This window comes from Azoarcus sp. KH32C, assembly GCF_000349945.1.
In the GTDB taxonomy this organism is placed as follows: domain Bacteria; phylum Pseudomonadota; class Gammaproteobacteria; order Burkholderiales; family Rhodocyclaceae; genus Aromatoleum.
In genome coordinates this window covers 2,561,221-2,587,795 of record NC_020516.1, presented here as the reverse complement: position 1 = coordinate 2,587,795, position 26,575 = coordinate 2,561,221, and the positions used below count along the sequence as shown (strand labels likewise).

Sequence of the window (26,575 nt, the reverse complement as noted above, 5' to 3'; positions counted from 1 at the left end):
CAAGGCATACGTCGAAGACGCGTAGCGCCCCCCCCCTGCCGGCAGGTACGGCAAGGGGGCGGACATAAAAAGGGAAGCGACGCGTAGCCTGGAGGACGGGGAGAGGAAAGATTTTCCTTTCGGCTAAGATGCGACGCCCCCCGCAAAGGGATCCATTCTGTTTCGTCCCGCGCAAGCGCTCAGGCGCGCTCGATGATCGCGGCGATGCCCTGCCCGCCGCCGATGCACAGGGTCACCAGCGCATAGCGCCCGCCCGTGCGGTGCAGTTCGTAGATGGCCTTGGTGGCGAGGATCGCGCCGGTGGCGCCGACGGGATGACCCAGCGAAATTCCGGAACCGTTGGGATTGACCCTGGCGGGATCCAGGTCGAGTTCGCGCATCACGGCGCAGGCCTGGGCCGCGAAGGCCTCATTCGACTCGATGACGTCCAGATCCGCGGCGCGCAGGCCGGCGCGTTCGAGCACCAGGCGTGTCGCCGGCACCGGTCCGATCCCCATGTAGGCGGGCTCGACCCCGGCATGGGCGTACGCCACCAGGCGGGCCAGCGGCTTGAGATTCATCGCCTGGACGGCGCCCGCTGCGGCCAGCACCACGGCGGCCGCGCCGTCGTTGATGCCCGAGGCGTTGCCGGGGGTGACCGAGCCGTCGCGCTTGAACACCGGCTTCATCTTCGCCAGCTGCTCGATGCTCACCTCGGCGCGCACGTGCTCGTCGGTATCGAAGGCGATCGGCCCCTTCCTCGACGGCACCTCGACCGGCACGATCTGCGCCGCGAAGCGCCCCTCGGCGATGGCGTGCGCGGCGCGGCGCTGGCTCTCAAGCGCGAGTTCGTCCTGCATCGCGCGCGAAATGCCGTAGCGCGCCGCGACGTTCTCGGCGGTGATGCCCATGTGGAACCCCTCCCACGGGTCGTGGAGGATGCCGACCATGTAATCGACCATCTGCGCGTCGCCCATGCGCGCGCCCCAGCGCGCCGCCGGCAGGAGGTAGGGACCGCGGCTCATCGCCTCCGCACCGCCGGCGACCGCGACGTCGGCGTCACCGAGACTGATGGTCTGTGCCGCCGACACGATCGCCTGCAGCCCCGAACCGCACAGCCGATTGACGTTGAAGGCCGGCACTTCCTGCGGGATGCCGGCGTCCATCGCCGCCACGCGGGAAAGGTAGGCGTCGCGCGGTTCGGTGGGGACGACGTTGCCCATCACCACGTGGCCCACCCTGTCCGGGGCGACGCCGCTGCGCTCGAGTGCCGCGCGCACTGCCGTGGTGGCGAGCACGCTCAGGGGCACGTCCTTGAGCGTGCCGCCGAAGGTGCCGATGGCGGTGCGCGCGGCACCGACGAAGTAGATCTCACGCTGTGTCATTGACGATTCTCGCTGTGGGGTTGGGGGGCGCCGCGCGACACATGGCCGGCCGCCTTCTAAAGATCGAGCACCAGCCGCTTGCTCCGGGCACGCGAGCAGCACGGTGTGAACTGATTGTTCGCGGCGCGTTCGTGATCGAGCAGGAAGTTGTCGCGATGGTCGACCTCACCTTCGAGCACGCGCGTCAGGCAGGTCCCGCACACGCCCTGCTCGCACGAGACCGGCACCTCGACGCCGTTCTCGGCGAGGACCGCGACCACCGTCCGGCCGCCGGGAATGGTCAGTACCCTGCCGCTGCTGGCAAGCATCACCTCGAAGCTGCCGTCGCCGGCGGTGTCGACGGCCTGGCCCGCGAAGTACTCGAAATGGATCTGCGCCGCGGGCCATCCGCGTGTCCTGGCGCAACCCGTCACGTATTCGATGAAGCCGCCCGGGCCGCAGACGTAGAGGTGGGTATCGGCGTCGAACGGCTCCAGCACGGCCGGCAGGTCGAGCCGCTGCGCCGCGTCGCCGTCGTCGAAATGGAAGTGCACGCGTTCGGCGAAGGACGACTGCGCGATGCGCCGCCGGTACGCGGTGCGGTCCGGCGAGCGGCTGCAGTAATGCAGTTCGAAGGCGGCCCCGGTCTGCGCCAGGCGCTCGGCCATGCACAGGATCGGCGTCACGCCGATGCCGCCGGCGAAGAGCAGCGAGCGCCGCGCCGGCACCAGCGCGAAGTGGTTGCGCGGCGCGCCGATGCGGATCACCTGGCCCTCGGCGAGCTCGTCGTGCACCGCCACCGAGCCGCCGCGCGAGGCCGGATCGCGCAGCACGCCGATCTGGTAGCGGTGCCGTTCGGTCGGGTCGTTGCACAGCGAGTACTGCCGGATCAGTCCGGGCCGGATCTCGACGTCGATGTGCGAGCCGGCACTGAAGGCCGGGAAGCTCGTGCCCTCCAGCGGCGCCAGCTCCAGGCCGACGATGTCGGTGGCTTCGACGGTCTTGCGCGCGATACGCGCCTGCAGGAATGCTGCGTCCATTGCTCGGTTCCTCATGAGGCGGCCTGGAGACGTTCGCGGATGTCCGCGCGCAACCGGTCCTTGCGGATCTTGCCGGACGCGGTACGCGGAAAGCCATCGACCACCACCAGGTGTTCGGGGTATTTCTGGCGCGCGATGCCGGCCGCCGCCACGCCTTCCAGCACGTCTTCGAGCGTCAGGCTCGCGCCGGGCCGGGGAATCACGTAGGCGCACACCGTCTCGCCCAGGCGCGGATGGGGCATGGCGACGACGGCGGCCTCCTCCACGCCCGGCAGGCGGTGCAGGATGTCCTCGACCTCCTTGGCACTCACCTTCTCGCCGCCGCGGTTGATGAGATCCTTCTTGCGCCCGGTGATCACGATGGCGTTGTCCGGGGTGATGCGGCCCAGGTCGCCGGTGGCGAAGAAATTGTCCGCGTCGAAGCTCTCCGCGCTCTGCTGCGGATCGGCGTAGCCGACGCAGCGCGCCGGGCCGCGCACGCAGATTTCGCCTTCCCCGCCGGGCGCGACGATTCCGCCTTCGTCGTCGACGACGCGCACCTCGTAATGCACGATCTCGCCGTCGGTCTCGGCCGCCGCGTCGAGTTGCCCCTCGCCGACGAAACCGAGCGTGACGAGCGGCGCCTCGCTCGACCCATACACGCGGAAGGCGCGGCAGTTGGCCAGCACCTCACGCACCCTGCGGATCAACGCCGGCGGCACTTCGGCGCCGCCGCAGGCGAAGATGCGCAGCGACGGCAGGCGGTGCCCGCCCGCCTCGGCCGCCGCGAGCAGCTCGTGCAGGAAAGGCGTGGCGCCCATGCTGGCGGTGACCTGCTCGCGCTCGATGAGCTCGACGGCCTCGGCCGCGTTCCAGCGCTCCATGAACACGGTGCGGGTGCCGAAGCACAGCGGCAACTCCATGCCGTAGGAAAAACCGGTAATGTGGGTCACGGGCGAAGCCATCAGCACCGCGTCGCCTTCGTGCTGCGACCAGTGCCGGAAGGCGCGCCGCAGCGTTGCCGGGCCGGTGTTGTGGGTATGCAGCACGCCCTTCGGCCGCCCGGTGGTGCCGGAGGTGTACAGCAGCAGTTTTACCGCGTTGGCATCGATGCGCGGGCGCTGGCGCAGTGTCCGCCGCTCCCCCACCAGCGCCTCGAAACTGTCCGCATGCGGCGCGTCGCCGCGCACCGCGGAGAGCAGGCGCAGCTCGGGCAGCGAGGGTGCGAGGCGCGCCATCATCGCGGCGTAGTCGAAGCCGCGCCACGCGGGCGCGAAGAAGGCGGCACGCGCGCCCGCATCGGCCAGCATGTAGGCGACCTCGGCGTCGCGGTAGATCGGCACGATCGGCGCGACCACCAGCCCCAGCATGGCCGCGGCGAGGTCGATCACTACCGCTTCGCGCCAGTTGGGCAGCTGGAAGCTCACCACGTCGCCGGCGACGAAGCCGCGCGCCTGAAGCGCCGCCGCCAACGCTTCGGCGTCGGCCAGCAGCTCCGCGACCCGGCAGGCCTCGCCGTCGAACACGTGGGTCACGCGCCCCGGGTCGCGCTCGGCGAGTTCGCGGGCGAATTCCGCCACGGTCTTGCCGAGCCAGTCGCCGCTGGCGGCGTAGCGCGCCATCGTCGCGTCGTCGACACGCACCTGCCACCCGCTCACGTCTTCACGCATGGGAATCGTCCTCCCCGTCGCGGCGTGCCAGCGTGGCGTCGACGAAGCGCGCGAAATGCGCGTCGTGCCCGCCCGCCAGCGCGCCGATCACCATCAGGCGGCGAAAGTAATGGCTCACGTCGAGCTCCTCGGTCACGCCCAGGCCGCCGTGCATCTGCACCGCCTCGTTGGCCACGCGGCGGGCGGCCCGCCCGATGTAGGCCCGGGCGCCGCTCACCGTGCGCGCCCGCTCGCGCGCCGGCAGGCTCATCGCCGCCTGCGCCGCGCGGGTCAGGGCGCGCGCCTCCTCCTGCAGCAGGTACAGATCCACCATGCGGTGCTGCAGGGCCTGATTCCGGCCGATGGGCTTGCCGAACTGGCGCCGCACCTTGAGGTAGTCGCAGGTGGCCGCGACCAGGCAGCGCATCGCCCCGAGGGCCTCGGCGCAGGCGGCGACCGCGGCCTCGTCGCGGCTGTCGGCGATCGCAGCGGCGGCCGACAGATCCGTATCGGCGGGCCCGAGGCGCTCGGCCGCGGCGTCCGCGAAGCGCACGGCGGTCGCCCCGCGGCCATCGACGAGCTTGTAGCTGCGCCGCTGCACGCCGGGCGCGGCGGCGTCTACCAGGCACAGCACCGCCTCATCGGCCTGCGTACGGGCCGATACGATCAGCTTGTCGGCGAGGTCGCCGTGGAGCACGCCGATCTTCGCGCCGGTGAGCTTTCCGCCCTGGAACCGGCAGCCGTCCCCGGCGCCCGGATCCTCGTCGTCGGCGAAGGCGAGCTTGAGCGAGCCGTCGGCCAATGCGGGCAGCAGCAGCGCCTGCTGGGCGGCGCTCGCCTGCTTCACCACCAGCCCGGTCGCCACCACGGCGCTGGCGAGAAGGGGTTCCATCAGCAGGCGCGCGCCCACCACCTCCATGACCGCGCCGATGGCCGCCGCGTCGGCGTCGAGCCCGCCCGCCGCTTCCGGCAGGCGCAGCGCGAGCCAGCCAAGCTCGGCGTAATCCTGCCAGGCTCGGACGCTGTAGCCGCCTTCCCCGTCGAGCACCGCCTGGCGCTGCAGGAAGCCGTAATGGTCCGCCGCGTAGCGCTCGGCGCTGTCGCGCAACATGGCGATTGTGTCTGGATCGATGGTCATAGTCCGAGCACCGCCTTGGCGATGATGTTGCGCTGGATCTCCGACGAGCCGCCGAAGATCGTCGCCGCGCGGTTGTAGAAATGGTCCTTGAGGATGCCGCCGGCGTCGTCCGGACCCAGCGGCGGCAAGCCGGCGCGGCGCAGGGCGTCCGCGTCCCAGGCGATGCCGGCCGGCCCGAGCGCTTCCACCGTCGCCTCGGCCAACTCCTGGTACAGCTCGGTGCCGCGGATCTTGATCAGCGACGCCTCGCCGCCGCGCTCGGTGCCGTCCGTCATGGCCTCGACTGCCTGGTAGGCGGCCTCCTCCAGCGCCAGGAAGCGCAGCGCGAAGTCGCCGACGCGGTGACGCACCAGGGGCTGCTCGATGAGGCGGCCCGATGCCGTCACCGTCTCCTCGGCCAGCCGCTGCAACCGGTGCAGCGCATGCCAGGCCATGCCGAGGATGGCGCCGGCGGTGCGCTCGTTCTTGAGCAGGAACTTGGCGTAGGTCCAGCCCGCGCCCTCCTCGCCGACGAGGTTGTCCACCGGGACGCGCACGTCCTCCAGCCACACCTCGTTCACATGGTGGTAGCCGTCCATGGTGCGGATGGGCTTCACCGTCACGCCGGGGCTCCTCATGTCAATGAGCAGGAAGGAGATGCCCTGCTGCGGCTGCGCCTCGCGACTGGTGCGCACCAGGCAGAACAGCCAGTCGGCCCACTGCGCGTAGGTGGTCCACACCTTCTGGCCGTTCACCAGGTAGTGGTCGCCCTCGCTTAAGGTGATTCGCTCGGCGCGCGTGCGCAGTGCTGCGAGGTCGGAACCCGCTCCCGGCTCGGAGTAGCCCTGCGCCCAGAACTCGGCGGTGCTGCGGATTGCGGGCAGGAAGCGCGCCTTCTGCGCGGCGGAGCCGTAGGTGTAGATCACCGGCCCGACGTACTTCACGCCGAACGGGATCACCCACGGGCAGCCCTGGCGGGCGAGCTCGTCCTCGAAGGCGAAACGCTCGAGCGGCGACCACCCGTGGCCCCCATGCTCCTGCGGCCAGTGCGCCACCGCCCAGCCCTGGTCGTCGAGGAGCCGCATCCAGCGCACGTAGTCATCCTTGTCCAGCACCTGGTGGCGGCGCGACCTGGCGAGGAGATCGGCCGGCATGACGTGACGGCAGAAGTGGCGAATGTCCTCGCGCAGGCGGCGGGCGCGCTCGTGAACCGCGGCGTTCATGCCGGTGCCTCCTCCGACAGTTTGAGCAGCTGGATGCCGAGATTGCGGCCGTGGAACACGCGGCGCATCGCTTCGACGAGCTTGTCCATGCCGTCGAGCACCTCGATGCGGTACTTGAGGCTGCCGTCGGCGACCCAGGGCTCGAGCCGCGCGACCACCTCCGCATGGCGATGGAAATAATCCCGGACCAGAAAGCCTTCCATGCGCGCCGCCTTCACCACCAGCTGCATGAGCGCCTCGGCGCGCTGCGTGCCCGCGCCGTTGTAGCTGGAGACCATGCCGCACAGCGCGATGCGCGCGCGGTCGTTGATGCGTTCGAGCACCGCGTCCATGACCGATCCGCCGACGTTCTCGAACACCGTGTCGATGCCTTCCGGGCACAGCGCGTCGAGGCGCGCGCCGACGTCTTCGGCCCGGTAGTCGATGGCCGCGTCGATGCCGCATTCGCGCGTGAGCCAGTCGCACTTTTCCGGACCGCCGGCGATGCCGACCACCTTGAGCCCGAGCTTCTTGCCGAACTGGCACACCAGCGAGCCGACGCTGCCGGCGGCCGCGGTCACCACCAGCGTCTCGCCCGCCTGCGGCCGGCAGATCTCGGTGAGGCCGCACCAGGCGGTGAGCCCCTGCACGTCGAGCACGCTGCGATAGGCCGTGAGCGGTATGCCCGGCCGGGGCGTGACACGCATGAGCTGGGCGGCGGGCGCGACGAACCACTGCTGGCAGCCGCCCATCCCGTTCACGTAGCTGCCGATTGGCAGCGCCGGATCACACGAGGCGGCGACCACCCCCAGCGTGATGCCCATCATGACTTCGCCGAGGGGCTGGGCCGGCACGTAGCTGTCGCGCGCGTTCATCCACAGGCGCATCGCCGGCGGCACCAGCAGGTAGAGGTTGCGCACCAGCACCTCGCCGGGCCCGGGCTCGGGCCGCGGCGCAGCGCGGACCTGGAAATGCTCCCGGGCGACTTCGCCGTCGGGACGCGCGGCGAGACACCACTGGACGTTGCAGTCCACCTCGGCGATCACGGCGTCGCTCATTTCCCATCTCCCAGCCCGAGGTACTTGTCGAGCGTCAGGTGGTGGTGCCGAATGCGGCTCTCCTGGTAGTTGGCGAGACTCACCGCGCCCTTGGCGGAGGCCTTCATGCCCTTCTGCATGTAGGGGAGATTCCGCATGTCCTGGTCGAACACGGGGCCCAGCGCGCCGAGCTCGGGCGCGCTCGAGAACGGCTCGTCGTCACTCACCACCTTCAGCCGCGCGGCCGGCGGACATGGGCTGTCCGACGGGTAGCGGCCCAGGATCATGACGTCGAAGATGCAGCTCTCGTGCGCATCGCCGTCGGGGATGACGCGATACACGATGTTGCCGCCGAAGCCGGCCCAGATCTGCGTGTTGGGGAAGATCGAATAGAGGATCGCGTCCTCCAGTTCGGCCAGGGTGGCCTGTGACAGGTCGGCGCCGGCGGCGGCACCGAACAGCTTGCGGTTGAGCTCGCCGATGTACTCGCGCGCGCTCATCCCCTCGGGCAGCGTGTGCGCGTCACCATCGCTGTCGGCCATGCGCCCCGATTCCTCCAGGATGTCACGCAGCACGCGCGCCTCGCTCACCCCGTCCAGATGGGGGCCGACCACCCCCATCGGCGTGACGCTGCGGCTCAGGTGGTCGCCGTACATGTCGTACTGGCTGTCGGCGCAGCCGGTGAAGGTCATGATCTGCGGGTGGGTGGCGCGGGTGTGCATGGACTCCATGAACGCCTCCTGCGCCACCTTCCAGTTGCACGGGATGCGCCGGCGCACGTGGGCGAGGACCACCGCGCGCTCGAACAGGTAGTCCTTGAAATGCTCGGGCAGCACGTCGAGGTATTCGATGATCGACGGCGCGTCGGCGTCGAAATTGACGAACACGAAGCCGGCCCAGCTCTCGACGCGCACCTGCGGCAGCTCAAGCGACTCGCGTTCGAGGTGCTTGAAGTCCCAGGCGCAGGGCATGCTCTCGAAGCCGCCGCGCAGGTTCCAGGTGAAGCCGTGGTAGGGGCATTTCAGCTTGCCGACGCAGCCGTCGCCGGTGCGCAGCGCCCGCCCGCGATGCAGGCACGAGTTGTGGAAGCCGCGGATCACGCCGTCGTCGCCGCGCATGACAATGACGGAGCGGTCGATGATGTCGTACACGAGGTGGTCGCCCGCGTTCGGGATCTGCTCCGCGCGCCCCACGAACTGCCACGTGCGGGGCCACATCCGCTCGGCCTCCAGGCGATGGAAGTCGCGCGAGGTGTAGCGCGTGACGGGCAGATCCTCGTTGCCGAAGCCGGGGTTGTTGGGCTTGAGGAAGTCCGGCACCGGCACTTTCTCCTGCTTCAGCAGGCGCTGGAACAGCGTCGGGTCGCCGGCCTCGTCCTGCGGCTTCAGGACAAACTCGCTTTCGTGGCGCTTGTTCATGTTTCGTCTCCTCTGTGGGGCGCCCCGAGGGGCGCCCTTGTTGTGCGGGTCTAGCCGGCCTGCAGGATGGTCACCGCGCTCACGCCCGGTGCGCCGTAGACGTGGGTGTAGCCGAGGCGCGGGCGCCCCGGCACCTGGCGCGCGCCGGCCTCCTGGCGCAGCTGGCGGCAGATCTCGACCACCTGGCGCAAGCCCGAGGCGCCGACCGGCTCGCCGTTGGCGAGGCAGCCGCCGTCGGTGTTGATCGGCAGCCGTCCGCCGATCTCGGTCGCGCCCTCGCGCAGCAGCCGTTCCTGCTCGCCGTGCGCACAGAAGCCGTTCTCGGCCATGTGGATGAGTTCCGAGCCGCTGTCGGTGTCCTGCAGCTGGATGACGTCGATGTCGCCCGGCCCCACGCCGGCCTGCTCGAAGGCGGCGTGGGAGGCGGTCACCGTCGGCGCCGGCGCCTGGTGCGCGGCGAGGCTAGGGCTGAAGACCTCGAACGAGCCGTGATGGCGGGTTCGCACCACCGCTGCCTTCACCAGCACGGCCTTGCCGGCATAGCGCCGCGCCGCGCGCGCGCTGCACAGCACCAGCGCCGCACCGCCTTCGGCCGGGTTGCAGAACATGTACTTGCGCAGCGGCAGGTTGACCGGCATCGACTGCGCGATCTCGTCGAAACTCAGCTCGCGCCGCCGCCAGGCCTGCGGGTTGCGCGCGCCGTTGCGGTAGGCGCGCTGCGCCACGCGCACCAGCGCGTCCTCGGAGATGCCATGCTCGTGCAGGTATCGGCGCGTCTTGAGGGCGAAGAACTGGGTGGTGAGCATCAGGCCGGTCTGTCCGTACCAGTCTTCCAGGCCCCAGTCGGCCGGTCGCGGGTTGAAGGCGCCGCGCGGATGCTTGTCGAAGCCCACCGCGACCCCGATCTCGGCCATGCCGGAGCGGATCGCCGCGATCACGCTCGCCAGGGCGCTGCCACCGGTGGCGCAGCCGTTGGCTACGTTCACGAAGGGAATTCCGGTGAGCCCCAGCAGGTTGGCGAGCGCATCGGCATTGCCCGCGTCCTGGCTGCCGCCATAGGCGACGCCGACCGCCTCCCACGGCACCCCGGCGTCCGCAAGCGCCTCGCGCACGGCGTAGGCGCCCTGCGCCTGGCCGGAAAGACCGTCGGTGCGCCCGAACGGATGCAAGCCAATGCCGATGATGGCGACGTCGTCCATGTCTCTCTTCTCCCGCGCGGCGCGCTAGGCCGCCGCCGGCAGTGCCGGGGCAAAGGCGTAGGTGAATATCGGCTCGCCGTCCGGCGCAACGCGGTAGGGCTCCAGGGTGAGCGCCATGCGCATGCCGATGCGCAGCGCCGCGGGGTCGGCGACGGTGAGGCGGCTCTCGACCTTGATGCCCGAGGGCATCTCGACGTAGCCCACGCCGTAGGGCGTGAAATCCGCGTCGGTCTCGCCGCTGTCGTAGGGCGCCTTGGGCAGGTAGCCCTGGATGGTCCACGACCACAGCAGCCCTTCGCTGCCCAACGGCCAGGCTTCGAGATCGTTGCCGCTGCAGCGCGTGCAGCTCCGGGCGGCCGGGAAGTAGAGTTCATCGCAGCGACGGCAGCGGCTGCCCAGCAGGCTGGGACCGTCGCTGCGGAACTGCACCAGATGGCCACAGGCAAGTTTTGGGTGTTCCAGGGAATGCATCGCTTCCTTTCTCCACTTTAAAAACATTCTAGCCTGTTTGTCGTGTACTGAAAAAAATATTCGCGCGAGGAGCCCGGCCGCCGCCAGGCCCCTGCCCCGACTTCAGGCAGCGCCCCGGACCAGCCGGGTTTTCTCCAAGGACTTTGCACCATGGGCGCGTTCATAGGCCTTTTCGAACTCGTTCATCGCCACCGACGCGAGCAGATCCAGGAAGCGCTGCAGGCGCTCGCCTTCCAGAAAGTGCACCGGATCGATGGCGATGCCCTGCATCGACGACAGGATCAGATCGCGCAGCAGCTCGCTGGTCTCGGGAAATTCCGTCCACACCGGGAACCGCTTGGCGATGCTCTCCGAGATGCTCTGGTCCAGCCGTTCCTCCAGCGGGGCCATGATCTGCATCAGCTCCTTGTCGGTGCGCGCCCCGCGCAGCAGTTCGTGCAGCGCGATGAACGACGGGCTGGCGTAGTACTTCTGCAGCACCACCATGGTTTCGCGCATGCTCTCGAGCGTGGGCAGCGCCTCGACCGGCAGGCTGATGCCCTTGATCGCCGCGTCGTACTCGACGGCACGCCGCTCGGTGATGTACGCCGCAGCCGCGGCCAGCACCTCGGCGCGCGACTTGAAATGGTGGGTCATCGCGCCGCGCGACACCCCGGCCTGCAGGGCGATCTTCTCGGTGGTGGTCTGTGCGTAGCCGAGGTCGACCAGGCACTGCATGGTCGCCTCGAGGATCTGCATCCGCGTCAGGTGGCTCTTCTCGGCTTGCCAGGTGCCGGTGCTGGTCCGCGGTCGGCGCACGACCTTGCGGGGTCTTTGTTGCGTGGTCATTTCTCGATGCTTCATGTCAATGGATGTGCATCGAGTGTCGCCCACCGCCTGGCAACAGTCAAGATTAAAAACAGACACGTCTGCGTAATATATGCCACACAGAACGTCGCGACGGCTGCCGCGGGCATTTCCGCCGCGTGCGGCTTGCGGCGCCGGCCGCTTACGAGAGGCGAATCGAATGGCCATAGTCCACCGTTACGACGGCACCGTTCATGTACGACGAGGCCTCGCTCGCCAGCAGCAGCAGCGGTCCGTCGAGCTCCTCCAGCCGGCCCAGGCGCGCCGGGGGCAGTGCCGCGACCTCCTTTTTGCCCGCCTCGGTGGCGAAGAAGGGGTTGGTCATCTCGGTCGGGAAGTAGCCCGGCGCGATTGCGTTGACGCGGATCGAATGCGGCAGCAGATCGAGCGCCATGTAGCGCGTGAGGTGCATCAGCGCGCCCTTGGTGGTGCCGTAGCTGGTGAAGTTGGGATAGGCAAGGTGGCCCAGGATCGACGCGATATTGACCACCGTCCCCGGCTTGCGCGCGGCGATGAGCCGGCGCGCCATTTCCTGCGACACGTGGTAGGGCCCGGACAGGTTCACCTCCATCACCGAGCTCCACTGCTCCTCCGTCATCTCGGCGAAGGGTGCGGCAGAGGTCGCGCCGGCGTTGTTCACCAGGATGTCGACGGTGCCCAGGGCCAACTCGACGGCACCGAAGGCGTCGCGGATCGAGCCCAGGTCGGATACGTCCATGACGCAGGCGAACGCCTCCCCGCCCGCTTCGCGGATCGACGCCGCCAGCGCGTCCACCCGTTCGCTGCGCCGTGCCACGCACCCGACCCGTGCCCCGGCGCCGGCGAGGACGCGGGCGAAATGAGCGCCGAAGCCCGAACTCGCGCCCGTCACCAGCGCGACCCGTCCGGCGAGCGAGAAGCGTTCGCCGACCTCCCCGAGCTTGTTTGAATTCTCCATGTCGTTCTTCTCCATTGATTCAGGCGAGCGCAGCCGGATCGGCCAGCGCCTCGGCGACGAAGCGCGTGAATCGCGCCGCGTCCGCGCCATTGATGACGCGATGGTCGTAGCTGAGCGACAGCGGCAGGACCGTCGCGGCGACCACTTCGCCGTCGACCAGCCGCAGTTTCTGCGCGGCGCGCGTCACGCCCAGGATGGCCACCTCGGGCGCGTTGATGATGGGCGTGAAGGCGGTGCCGCCGATCGCCCCCAGCGAACTGATGGAAAAGCAGCCGCCCGACATCTCCGTCATCGGCAGGCCTCTTCCGCGCGCCCGTTCGGCCTTGTCCGCCAGTTCCGCGGCGAGCTCGCCGAGCGACTTGCGATCGCAATCGCGGATGACCGGCACCACCAGCCCATTCGGCGTATCGACCGCCACGCCGATATGGAAGTAGCGCTTGAGCACCAGTTTCTCGCCGCCGGGGGCGAGCGAGGCGTTGAATGTCGGGAAGGCGCGCAGCGCGGCGACCACCGCCTTGATGAGGAAGGGAATCGGGGTGAGCTTCAGCCCCAGGCGACTTCCCAGTTCCTTGCGCGCTGCCTCGAGCCGGTCGATGTCGGCCTCGTCGTGGTGGGTGACGTGCGGCACCTGCGCCCAGTTACGCGCGAGGAAGCCGCCGACGAGCTTCTGATGGCGCGACAGTGCCACCGTCTCCACCTCGCCAAAGCCGGAGAAGTCCACCACCGGCATCGGCGGCAGGCTGGCCGGCCAGGGCGGCGGCATGGCGTCGGGACCCTCGGCCATCATGCGATCTCGCCGATCACGGTGCCGACCTCGTAGGTCTCGCCCGCTTGCTTGAAGATTTTCAGGCGGCCGTCGACCGGCGCCTCGACTTCCTGAATGGATTTCTCGCTCTCAAGCGTATACAGCAGCTGTCCCTTGGCAACCTCGCCCCCGTCAGGGACGAGCCATTCGATGAGCGCCGCTTCATTGACGGAGAAGCCGAGCTTGGGCAGTAGAACCTGTGTCGTCATGGTGGTCGTCCGCGAGTCGCTAGTTGAGGGTGTCGAGAATGGCGGCGGCGATGCGCGCCCGGGTAGGCACGAAGGCCGCTTCCAGGGGTTTCGAATAGGGCACCGGCGAGCGCGCCGCGCCGACGCGCCCGACCGGCGCCTTGAGCCGCCCGAAGTGTTCGCGATGGAGCCGCGCCACGATCTCGGCGCCGACGCCGAAGTCGACCTGCGCCTCATGCGCGACGACGGCGCGGCCGGTGCGCGCGACCGAGGCGCTGATGGTGTCCATGTCGAGCGGCGCGATGGTGCGCAGGTCGATCACCTCGACCGACACGTTCTGCGCCTCGAGCTCGCGCGCCACTTCCAGCACGTCGTGCAGGGTGCGGCTGTAGCTCACCACGGTCACGTCGGCGCCTTCGCACACGACCCTGGCCTTGCCCAGCGGTACCCGCTCGCCCGCCAGCGGGGCCACGCCCGGCACGAAGTAGAGCGGCAGGTTCTCGATGAAGATGCACGGGTCGTCGTCGAAGATGCACGACAGCAGCAGCCCGTAGGCGTCGGCCGGCGTGGACGGTGCGACCACCTTGATCCCGGCGGTGTGAGCGAACCATGCCTCCAGGTAATCGGCGTGCTGCCCGCCGGTGCCGAAACCCGCCCCGGTGGTGGTGCGAATGGTGAGCGGCACGTGGGTCTGGCCGCCGGTCATGTAGCGCAGCTTGGCGGCGTGGTTCACCACCTGGTCCATCGCTACCGTCATGAAGTTCATCAGCATGATCTCGGCGACCGGCCTCATGCCCGCCAGCGCGGCGCCCACCGCCGCGCCGACAATCGCCTGCTCGGCGATCGGCGTGGAGCGCACGCGCTCGGTGCCGTACTTGGTCGACAGTCCGGCGGTGCACTTGAACACCCCGCCGCCCTGCGCGTCGGCGATGTCCTCGCCCAGCGCGAGCACGGTCGGATCGAGCGCCATCGCCTCGTCCAGCGCCATCGCGATCGCCTGCACCATGTTCATCTTCTTCTGCGCGCTCGTGCTCATGCCCTCGCCTCCATGGCGTAGACGTCGGTGGTGAGTTCGGACTCGTCGGGGAACGGGCTCGCCAGCGCGAACTCGACCGCATCCTCGATGGCCGCCGCGTTGGTCGCCTCGATGTCGTCGAGAGCCGCCTCGCTCGCGTGGCCCTGCACTACCAGCCAGGCGCGGTAGCGCGGCAGCGGGTCCTCGGCCATCGCCGCGGCCATCTCCGCCTTGGGGATGTAGTGGCTGTCGTCGCCCAGCAGGTGCCCGCGGAAACGGAAGGTCTTCGCCTCCAGCAGGGTCGGCCCCTCGCCCGCGCGGGCGCGCCCAACGGCGTCGCGCGCGGCGCGCCACAACTCGATGGCGTCGTTGCCGTCCACCGTCACCCCGGTCATGCCGTAGGCCACGGCGCGGTCGGCGATGGTCGCCGACGAGGTACCGAGGTCGTAGCGGGTGTGCTCGGCATAGCCGTTGTTCTGGCACACGAATACCACCGGCAGTTTCCACAGCGAGGCGAGGTTGAGCGCCTCGTGGAAGGCGCCGATGTTGGTCGCGCCGTCGCCGAAGTTGCATACCGTGACCTGGCCCGTCTTCTTGAGCTGCGCCGCCCATGCGAGCCCATTGGCGATCGGCAGCCCGGCGCCGACGATGCCGGTGGTCACGGGCAGCCCGGAGGCGACGTGGGTGATGTGCATCGGCCCGCCCTTGCCCTTGCAGGTGCCGGTGGCGCGCCCCATGAACTCGGCCACGAAGGGTCTTAGCGGGATGCCCTTGCCGATCTGGTCGTGGATGCCGCGGTACATGGTGACCACGTAGTCGCTCGCGCGCAGATTGACCGACACCGCCGCCGGGATCAGCTCCTGCCCGCGCGGCGAGTAGTAAGGCGAGGCGATCAGCCCGGCCTTGATCAGGGCGATGAAGCGATCGTCCGCCTGCTTGATCAGGGTCGCGATGCGGTACATCTCCAACAGGGCCGGCCTGCCGGGGTTTTCCAGCTCACTCATGTCTCACCTCACACTCCTGTCCGATTGCGTGAATGGTCTTGTCGAAGGCCCGCCGCACGGCCGTCCGGATCAGGCGGCCGGTGCGCACGCGGATTCGGCCGTCGCGAGGCTTGCCGCCTGTTCCCGCGTATAGAAAAACCCCATGCGGACGAACCCCGCGATCACCGACGCCTTGACCGCCGCCACCCGACCGCCGGGGTGACGTGCCACGACCACTTCGCCGGGCAGACCGTCCAGCAGATGACACGGGGCGGGCCGTCCGTCCGCATAGCGGGACGGATAGACGATGTCGGTCTGGGTGTCGCGGAAAGCCGGCCGAAAACCCAGGTTGCGGTTCTCCGTGCTGGTCCCGCCGCTGCCGCGGAAGCTCAGGTTCTCGTCCGCGAGCACTTCATCTGTCACCGGTCGATGCATGGTTTCACTCCTCCTCCGCGCCGCCCCGCTCATGTTAACAACAAACTTGTTTGTTTTTTTCAGTATATCGAGGCGGGTTGGCGTTTGCAAGGACCTTTGCGCAATTAAATTTTCGGGATTGAATCGGGGCTTGCGGGGGTGGGATCTACGGGAATGGCGGCCCTTGCGCGTGGGGACACGGTGCGCGGCCACGACGAGCCGGGGCAGCCCCCGACTCGCCGCGCCCGCTCAGAGCGCCCCGGCCTTCACCAGCGGCGCTTCCTGCGGCGTGCAGCCCGCCCCTCGCAGGAAGGCCTGGTGCATGTTGTGCAACGCCGGTTCGTTGCGGCCGAAGGTATTGAACGGCCGCAGGTTGCCGTGCAGGCTCTTCATCACGTTGGCGCTGACCCAATAGTCCTCGTCGGTGACGATGTCGCGCACGAATTCGAAGTGCGCCTGGGGGTCGCTCACCCCCCACCCGCCCTGGCCACGATCCTCGCGCCAGTAGCAGCGATAGCGGGTCAGATGCTCGCCCACCGTGTCGCCGGGATAGAGCTGGAAGAGCTCCACCGCGGCGGGCGACACCAGCAGCGAGATGTTCGGGTAGATGAAATGGACCAGCTGGAATTCGTTGAAGATGTCCAGCGTCCATTGCGCCTCGGGGATGTCCTGGAGCCGGCTGATGGTCGTATTCGGAAAGGCCAGGCGGTGGCTGCGCAGGTCCGGGCCGAAGCGGTCGAAGGCGGCGACGTTGCCGAGCGACACGTCGCCCAGGCTCTTCTTGTGCAGGATGCTGAAGTGGTAGCCCTCGCAGAAGGTGTCCAGCGCGAGTTTCCAGTTGGTCTTGAGCTGCCACTCGTGGGTGTTGACCAGGCGCGCCTTGTCGATCCCCCAGGCGGAAAAGAGCGGCGCCGCGTCGCCGAGGATCTCGTCGATCGTGAAGCGGATGTCGGGATCGAGCCCCACGTAGACGAGCCCGTATTTCTCCTCGACGGGCAGCTTGACCAGGTTGTAGCAGGACTTGTCGATCTCGCCGAACGTCTTCTCCTGATAGATGGTGCGCAGGTTGCCTTTCAGGTCGAAGCCCCAGGCGTGGTAGGGACAGCTCAGCGAGGCGGCCTTGCCGCAGCCGTCCTTGAGGCGCGCCGAGCGGTGGGTGCACGCGTTGAGGAACGCATGGATCTCGCCGTCGTTGTCGCGCGTGAGCAGCACCGGCAGCTTGAGGTCGTCGAAAGTGTAGTAGGTGCCGGGGCCCGGCAGGTCGGCGCTGAAGCACACCAGTTGCGGGTTGTCCTTGAAGATCGTTTGCTTCTCGCGCTCGAACAGCACCGGGTCGGTGTAGACCGTGGTCGGCAGGCGATACACCTCGGCGGCGCTGTCGGTGGTGCCGGCCGCGACGTGCGCCAGCAGCCGCCGGGTAATCTCGATATACGCTTGTCTCTCGTCCATGTCTCGCTCCTGTGGGGTTGTCATGTAGTGTTGTTATCTGGACCGTCAAAGTATTCGATGCCGCCCGCTCCCTCGCAACTACCGCTTCTGGGAGGGCGTCGCGCTCCAGTGGGTGCGCCTCATTCGAGGCGAACCAGTTGCTTGCCAAGGCTGCGGCCGGCAAGCAGGTCGAGAAACGCCGCCGGCGCGGCTGCCAAGCCCTCGGCCACCGTCTCGTGGCAGCGGATCCGCCCGCTCGCGACGTGTCCGCTCAGTTCGTCGATCGCCGCCGCCCAGCGCGCACGATGGTCGCCGACGATGAAGCCCTGCACCCGCACCCGGTTGACGATCAAGGGCAGCAGTCGTCGCACGCCATGCGGACTCGGGTTGTCCACCTCCGAAATCGCGCCGCAAAGGGTCACGCGCGAAAAGGGATTGAGGCGCCCCAGCAGCGCATCCAGCACCTCCCCGCCAACGTTGTCGAAGAGGCAGTCGACGCCATTCGGCAACGCGGCCTTGAGGCGGCGGCGCAGTTCGGGCGCCTTGTAGTCGACGCAGTCATGAAAGCCGAGCGCCTCGACCACGTGCCGGCATTTCGCCGCGCCGCCGGCGACGCCGACCACGGTACAGCCCCGCAAGCGCGCGAGCTGCCCGGCAACGCTGCCCACGGCACCGGCCGCTGCGGTCACCACGACGGTCTCGCCGGCCTTCGCCGCGCACAGGTCGGTCAGACCGACGTAGGCGGTAACACCCGGCATCCCGGCGGCGCCCAGATGGACCGACAGCGGGATTCGCTCGGCATCGACCTTGCGCAGCGCCTCACCCTCGGCGACCCCGTAGCGCTGCCAGCCGAGCGCCCCGACCACCCGATCGCCCGGGCGAAAGTCCGGGTGGTGCGACAGGATCACCTCGCCTGCGGTATCGCCCACCATTACCTCCCCGATCCCCACCGGCGGCGCGTAATTGCGCACATCCATCATGCGGCCGCGCATGTAGGGGTCGAGCGAGAGCCAGTGATTGCGCACCAGTACCTGCCCCTGCCCGGGCGTCGGCAGCGGGCTCTCCACCAGACGGAAGTTGGCCTCGCAGGGCCTGCCCGCGGGGCGGCTTAGCAACGTGATCTGGCGATTGAGTTCGGTCATGAATGAAGCCCACCAAGTGAAGCATTACGAACAGAACGGTTTGTTTGTGTAGAATAGCGCCAGATCCGCCATTTGCCTAGACGCGCCGCTTGAACCCGGCCAAGCCTTGTTGCTTTTTTCGATGTGCGGCGTAAGGTAAAGCCACGCCGCGTCGGGATCGCTTCGCGCGGCAAGCAAGGAGGCAGCAATGGCAGTGGTGTGGGATGAGCAGTTCCGTGAACGGCTGACCGCTCAGGCCAGTCTGACCGACGCAGCCCGCCTGCTGGCTGAGACCGCGACGGCGATGGGCTGGGACCGCGCCGCCTTCCAACCCGACCGCGAAGCGACTCGCCTGCCCCGCGCCGACGACGGCCAGTTCGTCGCCGAGGCCATGGGCTGGTCCGCAGACTATGTCAGCGAATGGCTCAAGCTCGACCTGGGCCGTCGATGCCCGGTCATCCAGCAGTGCGGCCGCATCTGTGATGCCTTCGTGTGGGAGAGCGACCCCGCCGGCGCCACCTGGCGCGGGCGCGCGCTACTGCCCGAGCAGTGCCGCGTGCTGGATTTCTACCGCGATTGCGCCGACGGCGCGGTGACCGTGCCGGTGCATCGCCCGGACGGGCGCACCGGCTACGTCTCCTGGTTCCTGCGCGACGGGCGCGCGCTGGCGGAGCGCTTCCGGCAGACCTACCGCGCCACCTTCGTCATTTCCCACGCCTTCATCCGTCACCTCGATCGCCTCCTCCTTGAGGACAGTCGGGGCCGACTGGCGGACAAGGGAGCCGGGGTGCTGACCGCGCGCGAACTCGAATGCCTCGGTTGGGCCGCGCGCGGCAAGACCGAGGAAGACATCGGCCTCATCCTCGGTCGCTCGCGCGAGACCGTGCATTTCCACCTGCAGAACGCCATGCACAAGCTGGCCGCCAGCAATCGCACCCACGCGGTGGCGATCGCCTGCTCGCATGGGCTGATCACGGTGCTGTAGCGCGCTCCGGCCGCCATCGTCGGCCGGGCGTGCCTGCAGCACGTCGTCCCCTGGGCAGTCCTGGCCACATTAAAAACAATCTTGCTGTTTTTTCATAGCCCGACCATACTGATCCGCAGAGTCGCATGACGCGGCCGACCCTACGGAGGACGACACGTGGACGCAGTGATCGAAAAGCACGCCGAGCCGGCATCCCCAAGCGCGCTGGCACGGCGCACGCGCATCGGCGCCGAGATCCGCCGCCGACTGGTGGCGCACCTCGCGGCCGGCGGCACCACCGACATGGCGGCCTCGACGCTGCAGTTCGGCGGCTCGGTCTACACCGACCCCGCCCGCTTCGCCGCCGAGAAACGCGAACTCTTCGGCAACACGCCGCTGGTGGCGGGCCTGAGCGGCGACATCCCCAACCCCGGCGACGTGATCCTGTTCGACCTGGCCGGCCCGCCCATCCTGATCACCCGCGACAAGGACCGGCAACTGCACGCCTTTCTCAACGTCTGCCCCCATCGCGGCGCCCGGCTGGTCACCGAATGCACGGCGCAGCGGCGCCTCGTGTGCCCTTTTCACGCGTGGACCTTCGACCTCGACGGCGCGCTGATGGCGATCCCCGGCCGCGAGGGCTTCGAAGGGCTCGATCCGGCGACCCGCGGGCTGACGCGCGTGCCGGTGGCGGAATGGAATGGCCTCGTTTTCGTGCAGGCCACGCCGGGCGAGGCGAGCATCGACGTCGAGGGCTTCCTCGGCAACTTCGCCCCCGAGCTGGCGCAGCTCGAACTGGGCGCCGGCCAGCCGGTCAAGTCGGGCGTGCTTGAGGCGCGCGCCAACTGGAAATACGTGCTCGACACCTTTGGCGAGAGCTATCACTTCGCGCGCCTGCACAACCAGACACTGGCCCCCTACTTCATCTCCAACGTCGCCGCCTTCGACCGCTTCGACCGCGGTTACCGGGTCGCCTTCCCGGACGTCGGCCTCCGCGCCCTCGTCGGCAAACCCGAGGCCGAATGGCCGCCGACCGAGTTCGCCGCGGTCCATTTCCTGTTTCCCAACACCATCCTCTTCATCGGGTCGGTGGTGCCCGGCAAGTGGTACATCCAGGTCTTCCGCCTCTTTCCCGGAGACTCGGTCGGCACCACGCGCACCCACTTCGCCGTGTACGCCCCGCGCGACGGCGCGGACGACGCGTACCGGGCCGAGGTGGCGCAGGCCTACGACGCGACCGCCCACGTGGTGATGACCGAGGACTATCGCGTCGCCGCCGAAGCGTGGGACGCGCTGTCGCGTTCGCCCGGCGCGCGCGTGGTCTTCGGGCGCAACGAGATCGCGCTGCACGGCGTACAACAAAGCATCGCTCAAGCGATCGACATGCCGCTCGCGTGAGCGGCGACGCCTCCCTCCCACCCCCACCCCCACCCCCACCCCCACCCTAAGAGAGGATGTCCATGGATCACGCGTTTCACCATGCAATGGAAGCGAGCCGCGAGTACGACCTCGACCTGACCGTCACCGCCGGCCGCTGGCCCGAAGACCTCCATGGCCACGCCTTCATCATCGGTCCGGCGCAGCCCGCCCTGGCCGGCTGGGTGTTCACCGGCACCGGCATCATCACGCGGGTGGATCTCGCCCCCGACGCCGACGGCCGCCCCCACTGGCGCTCGAAGTTCGTGTCGACGCCCGATACCGAACTCATCCACCGCCTCGCCCGCAGCCTCGATCCGGCAACCTTCGGCGCCATCCTGGCCGGCGGCGGCTTCGCGATGACCAACACCTCGCCGCACTTTTTCCGCGATCGGCTGCTGCTCACTTTCGACGAACAGCGCCCGGCCGAATTCGATCCCGTCACGCTCGACTTCAAGAGCTACTGCGGCGGGGTCGGCGAATACCCCGCCACCCGGCCCCACCCGCTGTTCCCCGAGGTGTGCACCACCGGCCATCCGGTCGAAGACCTCGACGACGACTGCATGTGGTGGTGCAACGTGGCGATGCGTCCGGTCGGCAAGTCCCGCACCGACGCCGAGTCGATCCTGCACGTGGTGCGCTGGGACGGCGCAGGCGACGTGGAGACCTGGGCCGTGCCTGGCGCGCGCGTCGCCACCGGCGTGCATGAGGTCACCGTCACGCGCGACTACGTCATCTACTGCGAGGTCGGCTTCCAGAAGGAACCGGGCGCGATGGGCGGACGCGGACGGACCAAGCCGCATCCGCCATACACCGACATCCACATCATCGCCAAGCGCGACCTGACCGCCGAGAACCGTGGCCGCGCCGTGCCGTGCACCCATGCGCGCGTGCCCTGCGAGTCCTTCCATCAGTTCGCCGACTACGCCCAGGACGGCGACGACATCACCCTCTACATCGCCCACTCCAACAGCTGGGACATCAACTGGGCGATCAACGAGACCGACACCGTGTGGGGCAGCGACCGCGCGCCGGTCGCGGGCCTCCATGGCATGACGCCGACCGCCACCGACGCTGCGCCGGTCGGGCGCTACGTGATCGACGGCCGCACCGGCGAGCTGAAGGATTCCAAACTCTTCCTCGACCCGGCGCGGCACTGGGCGACGATCCTCTACAGCCGCGACATGCGCCGCCCGGCGCTCGAGCGCGGCAAGTACCTGTGGCAGGCCTACTTCGGCTGCGACCCCGAGATGCTGATCACCGGGGTGGTCGAGATGTATCGCGACCATCCCTACCGCATCGTGCCGGTCGACGAGCTGCCACGCGAGGACATCCCGTCCACCCTGGTGTGCATCGACCTCAAGAGCATGAGCGAGCAATCGTCGTGGACCTTCCCTGCGGGCAGCTACGGCCAGTCGCCGGTGTTCGTGCCCGACCCCAAGGGCGGTGACGGCTGGGTCGTGATGTTCGTGCAGTTTCCCGACCGGACCGAGGTGCAGGTCTTCGATGCGCTGGCGCTCGGCCGCGGGCCGGTGGCGGTGGCCAGCGCGCCGGACCTGAAACAGTCGTTCCAGGTCCACTCGGGCTTCATGCCCGCCATCCGCTCCCAGGACACCGGCTACCGCCGTCCGCTCGCGGCGGACATCGGCGACGGCTGGCGCAGTCTGCCGGAAGCCGCGCACGGGGTGATCGAGTCCGTGCTGGCCGAGTTCGCCTGACATGTCCACGTCCGCCGAGCCCGGCCTGGAACGGCGGGCCGCGAACTGCGTCCCGCTCTCGCCGCTGAGCTTCCTCAAGCGCACCGCGGCGGTCTATCCGCACAAGACCGCCGTGATCCATGGCGCGCGGCGCTACAGCTACCGCGAGCTCCTCGAGCGCTGCGTGCGCCTGGCCTCGGCGCTGCGCGCGGCGGGCGTGGCCGACGGCGACACGGTGTCGGTGCTGGCGCCCAACGTTCCGGCGATGCTCGAGGCCCATTACGGCGTGCCCATGGCGGGCGCCGTGCTCAACACCATCAACACCCGCCTCGACGCGGCCTCGGTCGGCTTCATCCTGGGCCATGCCCGAAGCCGGATTCTGATCGCCGACGCCGAGTACGCGGCGCTCGTCGAGCAGGCCCTTGCCGGCCTGGAAGCGCGTCCAACGGTGATCGGCATCGCCGACGTCGGGCAATCCCCCGCCTGCGCCCGGCCGCCCCTGGGGGACTACGAGTACGAAGACTTCCTCGCCGGCGGCGACCCCGGTTTCGCCTGGACCCTGCCCGCCGACGAATGGGCGACCATCGCCCTCAACTACACCTCGGGCACCACCGGCGCCCCCAAGGGCGTCGTCTATCACCATCGCGGCGCCTATCTCAACGCCATGGGCAACGCGCTCGCATTCCAACTGTCGCCCGACAGCGTCTACCTGTGGACGCTGCCCATGTTCCATTGCAACGGCTGGAGCCACACCTGGGCGGTGACCTTGGCCGGCGGGACGCACGTCTGCCTGCGGCGGGTCGAAGCGGCCGCCGTCTTCGACCTCATCGCGCGCCACCGGGTGACCCACCTGTGCGGCGCGCCGGTGGTGCTCAACATGCTGAGCCATGCGCCCGAGCGGCCGGCGCAGCCGTTCCGGCCGCCGGTCGCGATCGCCACCGGCGGCGCGGCACCGCCGGGGGCGGTCATCGAGCGTATGGAGGCGATGGGGTTTCGCGTCACCCATCTGTACGGCCTGACAGAAACCTACGGTCCCGCGGCGCTGTGCGCCTGGCAGCCGCAATGGGCGGCGCTGGATCTGCAATCTCGCACGGCCAGGCTCGCCCGTCAGGGCGTGCCCATCCACACCCAGGAGGACGTGGTCGTCCTCGATCGCAACAGCGGCGAGCCGATTCCGTGCGATGGCAACAGCATCGGCGAGATCTGCATCCGCGGCAACACGGTGATGAAAGGCTACCTGGACAACGCCACGGCGACTGAGGACGCCTTCGCCGGCGGCTGGTTCCACACCGGCGACCTCGCCGTCGTCCATGCCGACGGCTACATCGAGATCAAGGACCGGGCCAAGGACGTCATCATTTCCGGAGGCGAGAACATCTCGACCCTCGAAGTGGAGGAAGCGCTCTATCGCCACCCCCTGGTACTGGAGGCGGCCGTGGTCGCCAGGCCGGACGAAAAATGGGGCGAGACCCCCTGCGCCTTCGTCACCCTCAAGCCCGGCACGGCCCCGATCAGCGAAGCCGATCTGATCGCCTGGTGCCGTGAGCACCTCGCACACTTCAAGTGCCCGCGGACCGTGGTGTTCGCGGACTTGCCCAAGACCGCGACCGGCAAGATCCAGAAATTCCAGTTGCGCGAGCGGGCACGCACCCTGCAGGCGTAGATTCCAAATGGAGAACGGATATGACGAAACGGACTGACCGCGAAACCCTCGAAGCCTTCTTCGCGGCCTTCAAGGCCCAGGACACGGCGACGATGGAAGCTCTGCTGGCATCGGACTTCGTGATCCGAGAATCCGCGGGCCTGCCCTATGCCGGCGTCTACAAGGGCTTCGCCGGTTGGATGGAGTTGCTCGGCAGAATCGCGGCGACCTGGACCGGCATCACGCCGACGATCCGCCACTTCATCGGCGATGACGGCCATTTCGCCGTGATGATGGATCTGGCGCTGACCTCGAAGTCCACCGGGCGCACGCTCGAGACATCCGTTTTCGAGCTGTGGACGGTCGACGCCGGCAAGATCAAGGAAGTGCAGCCCTTCTACTGGGACACGAAAGCCGTGGCCGCTCTGGTCGCCTGAGGCCTGGCCGCCGAGTGCTCGCCGATGTGGCGAGCGGCATCGGTCTCGCCGCCGCGCACAGTTCGCCGCCGAAGGCGCACACGTATGGTGTGCGACCTGCACCGCGACGCGATCGACAACGCCGTGGAAAAAATCCGCGCCGCTGGCGACAGCGCCCATGGCTATGTAATGAATGTCACCGACCGTGGCAGCATCGATGCAATGGTGGCCGACGTGAAAGCCCGCCACGGTCGCATCGATGTACTGGTAAACAACGCCGGCATCACCAGGGACGCGCGGCTGGTGAGAATGACCGAAGCACAATTCGACGCCGTCATCGACGTCAATCTGAAGGGCATATTCAACTGCACCCAGGCGGTCGTCGAAACCATGCTCGCGCAGGGCTCCGGCGCAATCCTCAGCACATCGAGCATCGCGGGCGTGCTATGGCAACTTCGGCCAAACGAACTATGCCGCGACCAAGGCCGCCATCCTCTTGGTCATAGTTGTCTTCGTAAGTTTCTGCATACCCATCTCCTGCTCGATATGCCAGGCAATGACGCCCTTTACGGCGATGGCAGAAGGCATGCAACAGAATCATGGAGCCGCCTTCGGTCGCGAACAGCGTTCTCGCAATTCTTGTATCAGCCTCGACCGCAGCTCCCAGATGTCGCCGTCAAGGTGATCGACCAGTCGCATACCGAGAGGCCTGCCAAATTGCACCGTCTTAATGTCCTCGCCGATCCGCCATTGCTCCCCTGGCATCCGTTCCTTATGTCGATTTCATCATGACCGTCGTGCTTGGGTTCAAGGGGAGGGAGTGGGCGTGCAGTAACCGGCGCAGGGATGGCGTCGAGCACTTCAACGCGGTGAAAAAAAGATGGTCGTTTGGGTGGCGGTCACGGTGATATTCGGCCCCCCTTATCGGGATTCTCGCCGCTATCGCACTCCCCGCGTATCAGGACTACCAGCAGCGCGCAGCCGAGGTGCGGGCGCACCGTCGCTAACCAAGTGATCACCTCAGCAAAAGAAACGGCCCGCTCACTGGCGGGCCGTTTTTGTAGAACGATCTACAATCGCTTTGGATAGCCTGAATTGGCTAAGTCCTTGATTACTTGGGGCGACATACCGGGATCGAACCGGTGACAACTGGAGCCACAATCCAGTGCTCTACCAACTGAGCTAATGCCGCCACTACACGAACGCAGGAAACCTGCACCCGTTTAACCTCGAAAATTTTCGAGGCCTAAAAAGTAAGACAGGCACCAGAAGGCGCCTGTCTCTTGACGCTGGGGCGACATACCGGGATCGAACCGGTGACAACTGGAGCCACAATCCAGTGCTCTACCAACTGAGCTAATGCCGCCACTTACCTCGTGAATGCTTGAAACGCCTGCATTCGAAAACCTGTTTGGCCTGCCCGACAGGGATCGAACCTGTAACCCCCGGCTTAGAAGGCCGGTGCTCTATCCAATTGAGCTACGGGCAGATCCCGTTGGGCTATTCGGGGGATAGCTGGTCGGGGTGGAGGGATTCGAACCCCCGACATCTTGCTCCCAAAGCAAGCGCGCTACCGGACTGCGCTACACCCCGAGAGCCGCGAATAATACACACACCTTAGGCACGCGTCAAACACCAATTAGAAAACCACATTTAACGAAAAAACCAAAAACGCGGCGCGCTACGCTTGTTGCTTGCCCGCGACGGCGGATTCTGATATTAGTTCGCTTCTTTCTATAACCAACCGGAAGTCGAAGTCATGCCAGACGATACACTCCACAAACAGTTTCCGCCGTACATCCCCGCCAAGGGCGAGGATTACATGAGCGAGAAGCAACTGGCGCACTTCCGCGAGATGCTCGAGTCGGTGAAGCAGGAACTTGCGGGCGATATCGAACGCACCGTTCATACGATGCAGGACGAGGCGACGGTTTTTGCAGATCCCAATGACCGCGCAAGCCAGGAGTCCGACATTGCACTCGAACTGCGCAACCGCGACCGTGAACGGAAGCTGATCAAGAAGATCGACGAGGCAATCGCCAGAATCACGGCCGGGGAATACGGATATTGCGACAGCTGCGGCGTCGAGATCGGCCTCAAACGCCTCGAAGCCCGTCCGACTGCGACGCTCTGCATCGACTGCAAGACGCTTGAGGAAATGCGCGAGCGCCAAGTCGCAAAGTAAGCCCTATCAAGGGCCAGCCCCGGACGATCAAGCTCCGAGGCAACAAAAAGGGGACGCCGCGGC

The 26,575-nt window shown here is 67.9% G+C and carries 25 protein-coding genes and 4 tRNA genes; 7 read left to right on the top strand and 22 right to left on the bottom strand.

The window, feature by feature from the left end; all coding sequences use genetic code 11:
* Window positions 1–179 precede the first annotated feature (179 nt).
* From AZKH_RS11265 to AZKH_RS11180, 18 genes are all read right to left on the bottom strand, one after another.
* Complete coding sequence (locus AZKH_RS11265) at window positions 180–1,364, bottom strand: acetyl-CoA C-acyltransferase family protein (protein ID WP_015435895.1); 1,185 nt, start codon at window positions 1,362–1,364, stop codon at window positions 180–182.
* A gap of 56 nt (window positions 1,365–1,420) precedes the next feature.
* A complete protein-coding gene (locus AZKH_RS11260; RefSeq protein WP_015435894.1) occupies window positions 1,421–2,383 on the bottom strand; it encodes a PDR/VanB family oxidoreductase in 963 nt (320 codons plus the stop codon).
* An 11-nt stretch (window positions 2,384–2,394) separates the two neighbouring features.
* Entirely contained in the window at window positions 2,395–4,032 is a 1,638-nt protein-coding gene (locus tag AZKH_RS11255; RefSeq protein WP_015435893.1) for an AMP-binding protein, read from the bottom strand.
* Entirely contained in the window at window positions 4,025–5,149 is a 1,125-nt protein-coding gene (locus AZKH_RS11250) for an acyl-CoA dehydrogenase family protein (protein WP_015435892.1), read from the bottom strand. The genes AZKH_RS11255 and AZKH_RS11250 overlap by 8 nt, the downstream gene beginning before the upstream one ends.
* On the bottom strand, window positions 5,146–6,351 hold the full coding sequence (locus tag AZKH_RS11245) for an acyl-CoA dehydrogenase family protein (RefSeq protein WP_015435891.1): 1,206 nt from the start codon (window positions 6,349–6,351) through the stop codon (window positions 5,146–5,148). Before AZKH_RS11245 ends, AZKH_RS11250 begins: the two co-directional genes overlap by 4 nt.
* Window positions 6,348–7,388 (bottom strand): NADP-dependent oxidoreductase, encoded by a 1,041-nt coding sequence (locus tag AZKH_RS11240; RefSeq protein WP_015435890.1) that lies wholly within the window; start codon window positions 7,386–7,388, stop codon window positions 6,348–6,350. Before AZKH_RS11240 ends, AZKH_RS11245 begins: the two co-directional genes overlap by 4 nt.
* On the bottom strand, window positions 7,385–8,785 hold the full coding sequence (locus AZKH_RS11235) for an SRPBCC family protein (RefSeq protein ID WP_015435889.1): 1,401 nt from the start codon (window positions 8,783–8,785) through the stop codon (window positions 7,385–7,387). Before AZKH_RS11235 ends, AZKH_RS11240 begins: the two co-directional genes overlap by 4 nt.
* A 50-nt stretch (window positions 8,786–8,835) precedes the next feature.
* Window positions 8,836–9,984, bottom strand: coding sequence for a thiolase family protein (locus AZKH_RS11230; RefSeq protein ID WP_015435888.1), 1,149 nt, complete (start codon window positions 9,982–9,984; stop codon window positions 8,836–8,838).
* A gap of 24 nt (window positions 9,985–10,008) precedes the next feature.
* Window positions 10,009–10,455, bottom strand: a complete 447-nt coding sequence (locus tag AZKH_RS11225; RefSeq protein ID WP_015435887.1) for a Zn-ribbon domain-containing OB-fold protein — start codon at window positions 10,453–10,455, stop codon at window positions 10,009–10,011.
* A gap of 102 nt (window positions 10,456–10,557) precedes the next feature.
* Window positions 10,558–11,283, bottom strand: a complete 726-nt coding sequence (locus tag AZKH_RS11220; protein ID WP_015435886.1) for a TetR/AcrR family transcriptional regulator — start codon at window positions 11,281–11,283, stop codon at window positions 10,558–10,560.
* Window positions 11,284–11,443: 160 nt separating this feature from the next.
* On the bottom strand, window positions 11,444–12,238 hold the full coding sequence (locus tag AZKH_RS11215; protein WP_041657207.1) for an SDR family NAD(P)-dependent oxidoreductase: 795 nt from the start codon (window positions 12,236–12,238) through the stop codon (window positions 11,444–11,446).
* 19 nt (window positions 12,239–12,257) lie between these two features.
* Window positions 12,258–13,025, bottom strand: a complete 768-nt coding sequence (locus AZKH_RS11210; protein WP_231874399.1) for a 2-oxo acid dehydrogenase subunit E2 — start codon at window positions 13,023–13,025, stop codon at window positions 12,258–12,260.
* Window positions 13,022–13,252, bottom strand: a complete 231-nt coding sequence (locus AZKH_RS11205) for a biotin/lipoyl-containing protein (RefSeq protein WP_015435883.1) — start codon at window positions 13,250–13,252, stop codon at window positions 13,022–13,024. Before AZKH_RS11205 ends, AZKH_RS11210 begins: the two co-directional genes overlap by 4 nt.
* Window positions 13,253–13,271: 19 nt before the next feature.
* Window positions 13,272–14,267 (bottom strand): alpha-ketoacid dehydrogenase subunit beta, encoded by a 996-nt coding sequence (locus AZKH_RS11200; protein WP_015435882.1) that lies wholly within the window; start codon window positions 14,265–14,267, stop codon window positions 13,272–13,274.
* On the bottom strand, window positions 14,264–15,250 hold the full coding sequence (locus AZKH_RS11195; protein WP_015435881.1) for a thiamine pyrophosphate-dependent dehydrogenase E1 component subunit alpha: 987 nt from the start codon (window positions 15,248–15,250) through the stop codon (window positions 14,264–14,266). The genes AZKH_RS11200 and AZKH_RS11195 overlap by 4 nt, the downstream gene beginning before the upstream one ends.
* A 69-nt stretch (window positions 15,251–15,319) precedes the next feature.
* Window positions 15,320–15,664, bottom strand: coding sequence for a hypothetical protein (locus tag AZKH_RS11190; protein ID WP_015435880.1), 345 nt, complete (start codon window positions 15,662–15,664; stop codon window positions 15,320–15,322).
* 228 nt (window positions 15,665–15,892) lie between these two features.
* A complete protein-coding gene (locus tag AZKH_RS11185) occupies window positions 15,893–17,092 on the bottom strand; it encodes an aromatic ring-hydroxylating dioxygenase subunit alpha (protein ID WP_015435879.1) in 1,200 nt (399 codons plus the stop codon).
* Between the two features lie 119 nt (window positions 17,093–17,211).
* Window positions 17,212–18,213, bottom strand: coding sequence for an NADP-dependent oxidoreductase (locus AZKH_RS11180; protein WP_015435878.1), 1,002 nt, complete (start codon window positions 18,211–18,213; stop codon window positions 17,212–17,214).
* Between the two features lie 187 nt (window positions 18,214–18,400).
* On the opposite strand from AZKH_RS11180, the gene AZKH_RS11175 reads away from it, so the two are divergent.
* The 6 genes from AZKH_RS11175 (at window position 18,401) to AZKH_RS26340 (ending at window position 25,119) form a co-directional block, all read left to right on the top strand.
* Window positions 18,401–19,177 carry a LuxR family transcriptional regulator gene (locus AZKH_RS11175; RefSeq protein WP_015435877.1) on the top strand — a complete coding sequence of 259 codons (777 nt, stop codon included), beginning with the start codon at window positions 18,401–18,403 and terminating at the stop codon, window positions 19,175–19,177.
* A 156-nt stretch (window positions 19,178–19,333) separates the two neighbouring features.
* Window positions 19,334–20,554, top strand: a complete 1,221-nt coding sequence (locus AZKH_RS11170; protein ID WP_015435876.1) for an aromatic ring-hydroxylating dioxygenase subunit alpha — start codon at window positions 19,334–19,336, stop codon at window positions 20,552–20,554.
* 62 nt (window positions 20,555–20,616) lie between these two features.
* Complete coding sequence (locus AZKH_RS11165) at window positions 20,617–22,290, top strand: carotenoid oxygenase family protein (protein WP_015435875.1); 1,674 nt, start codon at window positions 20,617–20,619, stop codon at window positions 22,288–22,290.
* 1 nt (window position 22,291) lies between these two features.
* Window positions 22,292–23,932, top strand: coding sequence for an acyl-CoA synthetase (locus AZKH_RS11160; protein WP_015435874.1), 1,641 nt, complete (start codon window positions 22,292–22,294; stop codon window positions 23,930–23,932).
* Between the two features lie 20 nt (window positions 23,933–23,952).
* The gene (locus tag AZKH_RS11155) at window positions 23,953–24,348 is read left to right on the top strand and encodes a nuclear transport factor 2 family protein (protein ID WP_015435873.1); all 396 of its coding nucleotides are present in this window, start codon (window positions 23,953–23,955) and stop codon (window positions 24,346–24,348) included.
* Window positions 24,349–24,432: 84 nt separating this feature from the next.
* Window positions 24,433–25,119, top strand: a complete 687-nt coding sequence (locus tag AZKH_RS26340; protein ID WP_015435872.1) for an SDR family NAD(P)-dependent oxidoreductase — start codon at window positions 24,433–24,435, stop codon at window positions 25,117–25,119.
* A 324-nt stretch (window positions 25,120–25,443) separates the two neighbouring features.
* Here the strand turns inward: AZKH_RS26340 and AZKH_RS11145 are convergent.
* From AZKH_RS11145 to AZKH_RS11130, 4 genes are all read right to left on the bottom strand, one after another.
* Window positions 25,444–25,519, bottom strand: a tRNA-His gene (locus AZKH_RS11145).
* Between the two features lie 98 nt (window positions 25,520–25,617).
* Window positions 25,618–25,693 (bottom strand) — tRNA-His (locus AZKH_RS11140).
* Window positions 25,694–25,739: 46 nt separating this feature from the next.
* Window positions 25,740–25,816, bottom strand: a tRNA-Arg gene (locus AZKH_RS11135).
* Window positions 25,817–25,843: 27 nt separating this feature from the next.
* Window positions 25,844–25,920, bottom strand: a tRNA-Pro gene (locus AZKH_RS11130).
* Window positions 25,921–26,086: 166 nt separating this feature from the next.
* On the opposite strand from AZKH_RS11130, the gene dksA reads away from it, so the two are divergent.
* Window positions 26,087–26,512 carry an RNA polymerase-binding protein DksA gene (dksA, locus tag AZKH_RS11125; protein WP_015435871.1) on the top strand — a complete coding sequence of 142 codons (426 nt, stop codon included), beginning with the start codon at window positions 26,087–26,089 and terminating at the stop codon, window positions 26,510–26,512.
* Window positions 26,513–26,575 lie beyond the last annotated feature (63 nt).